The organism is Burkholderia sp. E168m23, assembly GCF_016586125.1.
Lineage (GTDB): Bacteria > Pseudomonadota > Gammaproteobacteria > Burkholderiales > Burkholderiaceae > Burkholderia > Burkholderia orbicola.
Genome location: NZ_BCPP01000134.1, coordinates 1 through 10342, shown reverse-complemented (window position 1 = coordinate 10342; position 10342 = coordinate 1). Strand labels below are relative to the sequence as shown.

Genomic DNA, 10342 nt, shown 5'->3' with positions numbered 1-10342 from the left:
CCAGCGCCGGCCGCTGCCCCACCGGGTCGATCACGCAGGCGTCGCTTCGAGTTCGACCGCGGCCGCACGTTGCGGCGCCGGTTGCACGACGGGCGACGGCTGCCTCGCCTGCACCGACTCGCCCGCATACAGCGCCTTCGGGTCGAACACACGCGCCTGCAGCGGCGTGAACGCGCGGAAATTCCACAGGCTGCGCGCGACGAACACGCGCTGCACCCAGCGAAACGCGCGGTCGTTCTCGTCGTACTGAGGATCGAAGCGGTCGCGCGAATGCAGCGTGAAGTGATTGTTGATCAGCACCAGCTTGCCCGGCGACACCTGCACGCCGAACGACACCTCGCGCACCGCGCGATACAGGTTGGCCAGCGCTTCCTGCGCGCGCGTGTTGACCGCCAGCACCATGTCCGGATAGAACGCGACCGTCACGCGCGGCGCATCGAGCGGCCCCGACAGCACGGCGCTCAGGTCGGTGTTGTCGCGCGGCGTGGGCGCCGCGCCGCGCCACCGGTACGGCACGCGGATGATGTAGTGCTCGCCGTAGAGTTGCGCGATGTCGTCCGGCGACAGCAGTTGCAGCGCACGGCGCGCATCGGCGAGCCGCGTGTACGGGCCGCCGCCGGCCTCGCTGCGTACGCCGAGCAGCAGCAGCGCGAACGGCGACGTGTCGCCTTCCGGCATGTGCGCCTGCGCGGCGTTCTCGATATGAAAGTCGAGCTCGACCTCCGAGCCGAGGCCCGTGTAGTCGCGCGCGGTCGCCTTGTGCGGCGTCAGGTTGTTCACCAGCTCGCGGCCCTCGTGTGCGATCGAATAGGGTTCGCCGGCCAGCGTGCTCAACGCGACCAGCACGTTCTCGCTCAGCACGCCGGCCTTGAACGAGCGGCCGGTTTCCTCGAACCGCGGGCTGCCCTTCACGTCGTCGTCGATCGGCAGGTTGTCGATCTCGATCGAGCCGTGCGCGTCCGCGGTCGGTGCCTTGGCACGATCGAATGCGTCGACGATCCGGTCGGGAAACGCGTTGTAGGCCAGCTTGCGGACTGCGCTGATATAGCCTGCGCCGCCGGCCGGGTCGTAGGCCAGCGCGCCGAGCGTCTGGCGAATGTGAGCGGATTCCGCTGCCGTCAAAGCGATGCGTGCATCTGCGAGATAGGTCATAGGTCTCTCGTATAAAGATCCGGTTCGAAGAGCGGCGTGGCACACCGCCGCGCTCCGCCGTCCTCGGGGCGAAGCGCTCGACAAGACTAGGAGACCGTCATTGCATTGCGAAATGATATTAATTCGATTGCAAACAAAAATTATCGATATAAGTTCAGCAATCCGCGCGGAACCGGTTCACGTCCCTGGCGTCATCCCTTAACACGAATACTTGTTAAAAAATCGCTGCTTATTATTTGTACTCGCCAACGGGTCGATGCTAGTTTTCTGTCGGATTCGACGATGCGGCCAGCGCCCGACGGGCAGCCGGCTTCCTTCATCCGCCATACGGAAACCGCCCGATGAATCGATACCGCCTGCCGCCGCATACCTGCCGCACGCCCCGGGAGCCACGATGAGCGACCGTGCCCCGACGCTCGACCGCATCGACCGCGGCGACCACATGCCGACCGCCGCCGCTGATTCACGCCGCACGTCGCTGCGCGCGATCTTCCCGACCGTCGCGGCCGCGAGCCTCGGCTTCGCGATCGTCCAGCTCGACGTGACCGTCGTCAACGTCGCGATTCCGAGCCTCGGCCACGCGTTCGGATCGAGCATCCACGGGCTGCAGTGGATCGTCGATGCGTACACGCTGTCGTTCGCCGCGCTGCTGCTGACCTCCGGCACGCTGGCCGACCGCTTCGGCAGCCGCCGGCTGTTCGCGTACGGCCTTGCGCTGTTCCTGCTCGCGTCGCTCGGTTGCGCGCTCGCGCCGTCGCTGGTCACGCTGGTCGCCGCGCGGGTCGCGCAGGGCGTCGGCGCCGCGATGATCCTGCCCACGTCGCTCGCGCTCATCACCCATGCCTGCGCCAACGATGCCGCCGCCCGCGTGCGAGCCGTCGCGTGGTGGAGCGCGACGGGCGGCGCGATCAGCGCGGCCGGGCCGACGCTCGGCGGCCTGCTGATCGATTCGCTCGGCTGGCGCGCGATCTTCTTCATCAACCTGCCGATCTGCGCGCTCGGACTGTGGCTCACGCTGCGCCACGTGCGGGATTCGGCCGCCGCGCGCACGCGGCTGTTCGATCCGGCCGGCCAGTTCGTCGCGGTGCTCGTGCTCGGGCTGCTGACGGGCGGGATCATCCGGGCCGGCGCGCATGGGTTGGGTGACCCGTATGCGGCCGGCGCGCTGATCGCGTCAGCCGTACTCGGCGTGTTGTTCGTCGCGATCGAACGGCGCGTGGCCGCGCCGATGCTGCAGCTCGCGTTGTTCCGGCTCCCGCGCGTGCCGGGCGTGCTCGCGATCGGCGCGGTCACGAATGCGGCGTTCTACGGGCTGATCTTCTCGCTCAGCGTCTATTTCCAGAACGCGTGCGGCTTCACGGCGACCGAATCGGGGCTCGCGCTCGCGCCGCTCACGATCATCATGCTCGCCAACATCGCAAGCGCGCGGCTCGCGGTCCGCTACGGCTTCCGCGCGACCGTCATCATCGGCCTCGCCGTCTCGCTCGCCGGCTACGTGTGGCTGTGGCAAACGCTCGCCGCGCACACACCGTACCTGCTGTTGGCGCCCGGGCTCGCGGCGATGGCGATCGGCGGCGGCATCGCGATTCCCGCGCTGACGTCGACGATGCTCGGCAGCGTCGAGGCCGGCCGTTCGGGCACCGCGTCCGCGATCCTCAATACCGCGCGCCAGGTGGGCGCCGCGATCGGCGTCGCGGCACTCGGCGCGCTGGTCGCCGGCCAGGGCGCGGCAATCGTGGCCGGTGCGGCACGTGCGTTTGTCATCGCGGCCGTGCTCGTCGCGATCTGTGTCGTGCTGGCGGTACGCTGGCCCCGCGACGCATCCGCTACCGGCACGCGGGCCTGAGCGCGCCGTCGCCCGACCTCCTTCAACCGATCCCCATCCGAGCGAGGAATCCATGCAGCATCGCTTCATCGATACCGTCCTGATCGTCGACGGCGCGTCGACCGCCGCCTACCTGGCCCCCGCGTTTCGTGCATACGGCATTCGTTGCGCGCATGTGATCAGCGACCCCGATCTGCCGGAAATCTACCGGAACCAGTTCGTGCCATCCGACTACATCCGCCAGGTCCAGCATCGCGGCGACATCGACGCGACACTCGCGCAACTGAGCGATCTGCGGATCGGCGCCGTGCTGCACGGCCTCGATGCGGCGCTGGAGCTGGCCGACACGCTGGCCGAGCGGCTCGACGTGCCGTCACGCAACCCGCTCGCGACCTCCGCCGCGCGGCGCGACAAGTTCGCGATGAACGAACGCATTCGCCAGGCCGGGCTGCGCGCGCCGGCGCACTTTCACAGCACGTCGGTCGATGAGGCGCTCGATTGGGCACGCGCGCACGGCACGCTGCCGCTCGTCGTGAAGCCGGCGCGCAGCGCGGGCGTGGCCGGCGTGAAGATCTGCCGGACGCTCGCGCAGGTCGAGGCCGCCGCGCGCGACGTGCTGGCCACCCGTTCGCTGTACAACCAGCCGAACGACGACATCGTGATCCAGAGCTATTCCGAGGGGCAGGAATACATCGTCGACTCGGTATCGTTCGAAGGCCGGCACCGCGTGGTCAGCCTGTGGGAAGTGCATCGCGACCGCACGCACGCGCCGCGGCTCGACAAGATGCTGGTGCTGAACCACGCCGACCCGCGCTACGCCCCGCTGCTCGACTACGCGGCCGACGTGCTCGACGCGCTCGACGTGCGTTTCGGGCCGACCCACCTGGAGCTGTTCGATACGGCCGACGGCCCGACGATCGTCGAGCTGAACGCCCGGCTGCACGGCAGCCTCGATCCGCGGCTGACGAGTGCGGTCAGCGGCGAGAATCACGTGTCGGCCGCCGTCGAAGCGGTGCTGCATCCGGAGCGGCTGTTCGGCGACGTCACCGCGCCGACGGATTTTCGCGGGTACTGCGGGCACGTGCTGCTGCTGTCGTCGCGCAACGGCGTGCTGCGGCAGGATTTCACGTGGCAGGCGATCCAGGCGCTGCCGTCGTTCGTCGGGCTCAAGCAGTGGATCAAGGTCGGCGACACGCTGCGCGTGACCACCGACCTGCAGACCGCGCTCGGCACGGTCGGCCTGTACAGCCCGACCTTCGAGCGGCTGCTCGAGGATTGCCGGCGGATTCGCGAGATCGAGGCCGATTTCTTCGCGGACGAAGGCGCGGTTGCGCCGGCCTAGGGCGTGTATCAGCGCGCGAGCAGCGCCCCCGCCTGCCGGCCGAGCACCGCGCGCAACGCGTCGAGCTCGGGCAAGGCAGGCGCTTCGTCGGGCGTGACGAGGTAGGTGGTCACGCTGTCGAGATCGTCGAACGCATGCGTGCGCACTTCCTTGCGCGCCACATGTTCGGTCGTGATCCGCTTCGGCAGGATCGCGACGCCCATCCCGGCCGCCACGCAGCCGAGGATCGCGCCGAACGTGCCGAACGACGACACCGATTCGATCGCGATGCCGCGCGCCTTCAGCCAGTGCTCCGCGACCGCGCGATACGGGCAGCCATCGTGAAACGCGAGCAAGCGCACCGTGTTGTCGGCCAGCAGTTGCCGGCGCGTGACGGTCGCCGCGCTCACCAGCACCATGTCTTCCGCGAACGCGGGCTCGTAACGCAACCCGGGCCGGACCACCGCCCGTGCGGTCAGCGCCGCGTCGATCCGGCCGCGCAGCAGCGCCTCGGCCAGATCCGGCTCGCTGCCGATCTGCACCGCGAGGCCGAGCGCCGGATCGCGTTCCTTCAGCGCGGCGGCCAGCGCCGGCAGCCGCGTGGCGGCCGTGCTTTCCATCGAACCGAGCCGGAAGCTGCGGGCAACCGGCGTTTCGCGCACCACCTGCGTCGCCTCGTCGACGAGGCGCAGGATGCGATCGCAATACGGAATCAGCCGGCGCCCGGCATCGTTCAGCACCAGCCGCTTGCCGTGCCGGTCGAACAGCGGCGCGTCCAGCGACTCCTCGAGCTGACGCAGCCGCGCGGTGACGTTCGATTGCGTGCAGCCGAGCCGTTCGGCCGCACGCAACGCGCTGCCTTCCTGCACGACGGCCCGGAAAGTTTCGAGCAGAGGGATGTTCATATCGATTTCTCTTGTTACTGATTCAGTTTATATCATTTTACTTCGCCCATCATCCGGATTAGCCTAGGGCATGTTCCGAGGAATCCGCATGCCATCTGCTGCCTGCTCCGGCTTTACGTCCGTTCGCCGCCCGCCCGAGGTTCGTCCGTGCGTGCACTGATCGCCGCGCTGGTGCGGCGCGGTCCGACCGTGCTCGCGTGCGGCGTCGGCCTCGGGCTGCTGGTGCCGCCACTCGCGGCGCTCGCGCGGCCGCTGATGCCCGTTACCGTGTTCGTGTTCGTGCTCGGCACGCTGCTGCGCGTCGAACCGAGCGCCGTGCGCGCGGTCGCGCGACGGCCCGCGGTGTCGCTGCTGCTGCCCGCGATGACGATGATCGCGTGCCCGGTCGCGCTCGGCATCGCCGCGCGGCTCGCCGGCCTGCCGTACGACTGGGTCGTGGCACTGGTGATCGCCTACTGCGCGCCGCCGTCGAGCGGCACGTCGACGATCGCGCGGATGCTGTCGCTCGACGCCAGTGTCGCGCTCGTCGCGACCCTCGCGTCGATGGTGTTCGTGCCGCTGACCGCGCCGCTGCTGACCGCCTGGTTCAGCCACGACGCGGCGGTGTCGATCTCGCCGTCGAGCCTCGCGCTGCGGCTCGCGCTGCTGATCGGCAGCGCCGAGGGCGTCGCGCTGCTCGTGCGGCGCTTTGCGGGCGCACGGCTCGCGCGCCATGCGACACCGATCGACGCCGTCGTCGTCGTCGCGCTGCTCATATTCGCGCTCGGCACGATGGCCGGCATGCAGCAGTCGATCATCGATGCCCCGCACCGCGCGTTGACCGCGATCGCCCTCGCGTTCGTCGTCAACGCGGGTTTTCAGCTCGTCGCGTACGGGCTCACGCCCGGCGACGTCCGCACGCGCCTGAACGTCGCGCTGATCGTCGCCAATCGCAACGTCGGGCTGATGTGGGCCGCGCTCGGACTGGCCGCGACACCGACCATGACGCTCGTGTTCGCGTGCGCGCAGTTGCCGATCTATACGCTGCCGCGCGTCGTCCAGCATCTGCTGCCGCGCCTCGAGGCGCAGCGCCTGCGCCGGCGCGCACGCTAGCCGGCTTCCCCCTTCCGCCCTCGATCAAGGATTCCTCATGAAGCGACTCATCGTGATCGGCGCACGCGCCACCGGCAGCAGCGTCGCGCTGGTGCGCGCCGCCGTCGCACGCCGGGTGGCCGTGACCGTCATCACCACGCCCGGCCATCGTCTCGACGGCGTGTTTCCCGACGACGTCGAGACGGTCAACCTCACGCCCGACGCCGGGCAGCTTGCCGGCTGGCTGCGCGCGCGCTTTCCGGACGAACTCGACACGCTGCGCGTGACAACCGCGCACGATACCTATGCGCGCACCGCGGCATGGGTCGCCGATGCGCTCGGGTTGCCCGGTCCCGATGCGCGGCACGTCGCGTATGCGGTGTCGAAGTCGAACCAGAAAGCGCTGCTCGCCGAGCACGGCATCCCGGCCGCGCAGTTCGTCGCGGGTACGCTGGCCGCGCCGGCGGCGCTCGCGGCGGCGGCTGCTCCGTTGCGCTTCCCGGTCGTCGTCAAGCCGTCGGAAGGCTCCGCGAGCGACGGCGTGCGCCGCTGCGAGGACATCGCCGCCGTGCGCGCACAGCTCGACACGCTCGCCGCCGCCGCGCAGGCCGACGCACCCGAGCTTGCGACCGAACGCGTCGTCATCGAGGAATTCCTGGCGGGCAGCGAATATTGCGTCGAGTATTTCGACGGCCGCTACGTCGGCGCGCTGCGCAAGCTGAAGCGGCATGGTGCCGGTTTTCTCGAGCGCGGGTATACGTCGGAACTCGATCTCGACGCCGACACGCTGCGCGCGCTGATCGACGTCGGCACGCGCGCGACGGCCGCCGCCGGGCTCACGTGGGGGCCCGTGCATCTCGACTGCATCGTGCATGATGGCGTGCCGCACGTGATCGAACTGAATCCGCGCATCGCGGGCAGCTTCATCTGCGACATCGTGCGCGACGGCTACGGTTTCAACGTGGTCGAAGCGTTGCTCGACAAGCTCGACGGAAAGGCGGTGACGATCCCCGAGCTGTTCGAGCCGCATGCGTATGCGCGCGCCGAATTCCTGCTCGACAGCGATCCCGGCGCGTGGCGTTTCGCGCGGGGCGGGGAGATCGACGACGGGGCGGTCAGGATCAGCTACGGGCCGCAAGTGCTGCCCGATCGCGAGCGGCGTGCATTTCTTTATGTGCGAGTTGCGTTGCCGGCAGCGCACGGTGCGGCGGACGACGCGGGGCCGGCGGCTGAGCGCCGCGAATTGAAGTCGACTACCGAGTCAGCCTGACTTCAGGTGAGCGTGGTTTGCTTGCGCCGGCGGGAGGCGTCCCGCGCCAGAAGAAAAACACGAGCGCGCCTGCGATCGCCTGCGCTACGACGACGAATGCGACGCAGCCCACCCAGCCCCACCGATTCCATGCGGGAACGGGCAGGATCGAGCCGAGACTGCCGCCAAAGTAATAGAAGGACAGGTAGACGCCGATCGCCGTCGATCTTGCACCCGGTGCCGCGCGCGAGATGAACGCATTGGCCGACGCCTGCTCGACGAACACCGCGGTCGAACTGAGCGCGAGACCGGTCAGGATCGCTGCGACACTGCCCGACAAGGTCAGCAATGCACCGACCATCGCGAGCCCGGTCGCCGCGAGCGCGAGATCGCGCGGGCCGCGTTTCGCCGCGACGCGGCCCGCGAGCGGCGTGACGACGACCGCGACGAGAAACACCGCATAGATCGCGCCGATCTCGACCGTATTGAAGCCAAATGGCGCGCGGGCCAGCCGCAGTCCGACGAAGGTGAACGTCGCGACCTGCGAGGCGAGCACGCATGCGCCGACCAGAAACGAGGCCAGCAGCGGGCCGCGCGTCAGGAGCTTCCAGCGCGGTATCGACGCTCCCTCGCCTTCCGGACGCGCGGCGCCGGACGACGGCAGGCACGCGTGGATCGCGAGGCCCGTTGCGAGACACAGGAACGCGATGAAATCGAGCGCGTGACGCCAGCCGAACCCGGACGTCAGCACGTTGGTCACGAAGCGTCCGGCGAAGCCGCCGAGTGTCGTGCCGGCGACGAAGAGTGCGCTGACCTCCGTCGCCGCGTCGTGGCTGAAGATCTCGCCGATGCAGGCGATCGAGATCGCGAAGATGAACGGCATCAGCATGCCCGCCGCAAAGCGGGCGGCGAGGAACGATGAGAAGCTCGCCGCGTGTGCCGACCACACGACGGGAAGCACACACGCCACGGCAGCCCACGAAATCACCGTTCGGCGATCGAAGCGGGCAGCCAGCGCACCGACGAACGGCGCGATAATGGCAACCGCCAACGTGGTGGCGCTGATGCCCTGGCCTGCTCGTTCCGCGCTCACGTTGAAGGCCGCGGCGAGTTCGTGCAGGATGCCCTGCGTCGAATAGAGATTGAGAAAAGCCGCGAAGCCGCACAGGAAAAATGCGAATCGGATGGTTCTGTTGCCCACTGGTGACGCCCTCTCTGATGTGGGTGACAGTCTGACGAGTGGACGACACGCGTGCCAATACTGATTTCGTGGCCATTGATACCGAAACGACAAGAATGCTCGACCTACGCCGCCTCCGCTATTTCGTGACCGTCGCCGAAGAATTGCACTTCGGACGCGCGGCGTTGCGTTTGCGTATCGCCCAGCCGCCGTTGACGCGCCATATCGCCGCGCTGGAAGCCGACCTCGGTATCCGGCTGTTCGAACGATCGACACGTGCGGTGCAGCTCACGCCGGCAGGCGCGCTGTTCCTCGAACACGCGAGGAGCGTCATTCATGCAGTCGACGAGGCGGAGGCAACGGCGCGCAAGATGGCGCAAGGTGTGGTCGGTCGCGTCGTGATCGGCTATGCGAGTTCCATTCCGATGTCCGACGCGTTTTCGGACATCATCCGCAATGCGAGCCGCAGCATGCCGGAAGTCGAGCTGGCGTTTCGGGAAGTATCGACCGCCACTCAGCGCCAGCAGATCGCCGACGGCACGATGGACGTCGGATTCGGCTGGTCAGCGGCGAAGGCACCCGGGGAGCGCATCCGGTCCCTCGTCGTGTCGCGGGAGTCGCTCGCCGCCGCGGTTCCCGCCCGGAGCAAATACGCGGACAAGGCGACGATCGAGTTCCGTGAACTGGTCAAGGAGAACTTCGTCACGTTTCCCGCGGGTTACGGTTCCGCGCTGAACGCCGCGCTCGAGGATCTGTGCGCGCAAGAGGGCGTTACGCCGCGGACAGGGCCGACCGCATCGCAGATCACGACGCTGGTGTCGCTGGTGGCCGCGGAACGCGGCGTCGCCATCGTGCCCGGCTTCACGTCGACGTTGCAACGCTCGGGCGTCGCTTACGTGCCGCTGGCGAGGCCGCACGTTCTCGAATTGGTCGTTACGTGGTCCGAACCGTTCTCGTCGAGCTGCGTCGAGCAGTTCATCGAGTTTGCCAGGTCGATCACGCGCGGCTAGGTCCTGTTGACACAAGCCCCGATCACCCGAGCGGAAAATACGTGACATCCGGCGCGAACGGCGCATTCAACGCAATGGCGACCACGTCTCCGGCAAGCCGATCGTCGACGTCGCCCTTTCGATCTGTTCCGGACCGCCGGCCGGAGGCCACAGGCCCTCCGCGTAGTGCCGCTTTCGCAACGCCATGCGTTCTTCCAGGCTTGAGAATCCCCAAATGTGCGTGATGCGCGGCGGTCCATCGAGCGCGTACAGATTGCAAACGAGATGCGACGTATAGGCTTTGGCCGGGCCCACCGCGCGTTCCCACGCGGAAATGGTCGGCGCAATACCGCCGGCTTTCAGCCAGTAGCGGCGAATTTCATAGAAATCGCCCAATGCCGCCGGTTCGATGTCGGGTAGAAAAGGAAAAAGTGCATAGCTTTCCATCGTCAATCGAACGGACGCGCTTTCAATGCCGAAAGGTCGCTCGGCGCGCAATGCCCGATCGCGTTCATGCTGCAATGCATCCATCGTCTCGAAGCCACGCAGCACGACGACCCGCGATAGCTCACCGATTTCCGTGCGCCATGCGCCGAGCAGCCTCCCGTGCGCGTCGGCATCCGACACCCAGTGATGCGCACGGCGGGACA

General features: G+C 68.1%; 9 protein-coding genes. 5 read left to right on the top strand and 4 right to left on the bottom strand.

The window, feature by feature from the left end:
- Window positions 1-30 precede the first annotated feature (30 nt).
- Window positions 31-1152, bottom strand: a complete 1122-nt coding sequence (locus JMF90_RS09890; RefSeq protein ID WP_011549068.1) for a TauD/TfdA family dioxygenase — start codon at window positions 1150-1152, stop codon at window positions 31-33.
- Window positions 1153-1546: 394 nt separating this feature from the next.
- Here JMF90_RS09890 and JMF90_RS09885 point away from each other — a divergent pair, with 394 nt between their 5' ends.
- The gene (locus JMF90_RS09885) at window positions 1547-2998 is read left to right on the top strand and encodes an MFS transporter (protein WP_011549069.1); all 1452 of its coding nucleotides are present in this window, start codon (window positions 1547-1549) and stop codon (window positions 2996-2998) included.
- Window positions 2999-3050: 52 nt separating this feature from the next.
- Window positions 3051-4319 carry an ATP-grasp domain-containing protein gene (locus JMF90_RS09880; protein WP_054928647.1) on the top strand — a complete coding sequence of 423 codons (1269 nt, stop codon included), beginning with the start codon at window positions 3051-3053 and terminating at the stop codon, window positions 4317-4319.
- Window positions 4320-4327: 8 nt separating this feature from the next.
- Here JMF90_RS09880 and JMF90_RS09875 read toward each other — a convergent pair whose 3' ends face one another.
- Window positions 4328-5203: a LysR family transcriptional regulator gene (locus tag JMF90_RS09875; protein ID WP_011549071.1), complete on the bottom strand. Its 876-nt coding sequence runs from the start codon at window positions 5201-5203 to the stop codon at window positions 4328-4330.
- A gap of 147 nt (window positions 5204-5350) precedes the next feature.
- Here JMF90_RS09875 and JMF90_RS09870 point away from each other — a divergent pair, with 147 nt between their 5' ends.
- Both JMF90_RS09870 and JMF90_RS09865 read left to right on the top strand, forming a co-directional pair.
- Window positions 5351-6295: a hypothetical protein gene (locus JMF90_RS09870; protein ID WP_011549072.1), complete on the top strand. Its 945-nt coding sequence runs from the start codon at window positions 5351-5353 to the stop codon at window positions 6293-6295.
- Between the two features lie 37 nt (window positions 6296-6332).
- Window positions 6333-7544 carry an acetyl-CoA carboxylase biotin carboxylase subunit family protein gene (locus JMF90_RS09865; protein WP_011549073.1) on the top strand — a complete coding sequence of 404 codons (1212 nt, stop codon included), beginning with the start codon at window positions 6333-6335 and terminating at the stop codon, window positions 7542-7544.
- Here JMF90_RS09865 and JMF90_RS09860 read toward each other — a convergent pair.
- The gene (locus tag JMF90_RS09860; protein ID WP_011549074.1) at window positions 7528-8724 is read right to left on the bottom strand and encodes an MFS transporter; all 1197 of its coding nucleotides are present in this window, start codon (window positions 8722-8724) and stop codon (window positions 7528-7530) included. The genes JMF90_RS09865 and JMF90_RS09860 overlap by 17 nt on opposite strands.
- A gap of 95 nt (window positions 8725-8819) precedes the next feature.
- Here JMF90_RS09860 and JMF90_RS09855 point away from each other — a divergent pair, with 95 nt between their 5' ends.
- Window positions 8820-9713, top strand: a complete 894-nt coding sequence (locus JMF90_RS09855) for a LysR substrate-binding domain-containing protein (RefSeq protein WP_054928646.1) — start codon at window positions 8820-8822, stop codon at window positions 9711-9713.
- A 66-nt stretch (window positions 9714-9779) separates the two neighbouring features.
- Here JMF90_RS09855 and JMF90_RS09850 read toward each other — a convergent pair.
- Window positions 9780-10342: NIPSNAP family protein (locus JMF90_RS09850; RefSeq protein WP_201325074.1), on the bottom strand; the 563-nt coding region annotated here is incomplete at its 5' end.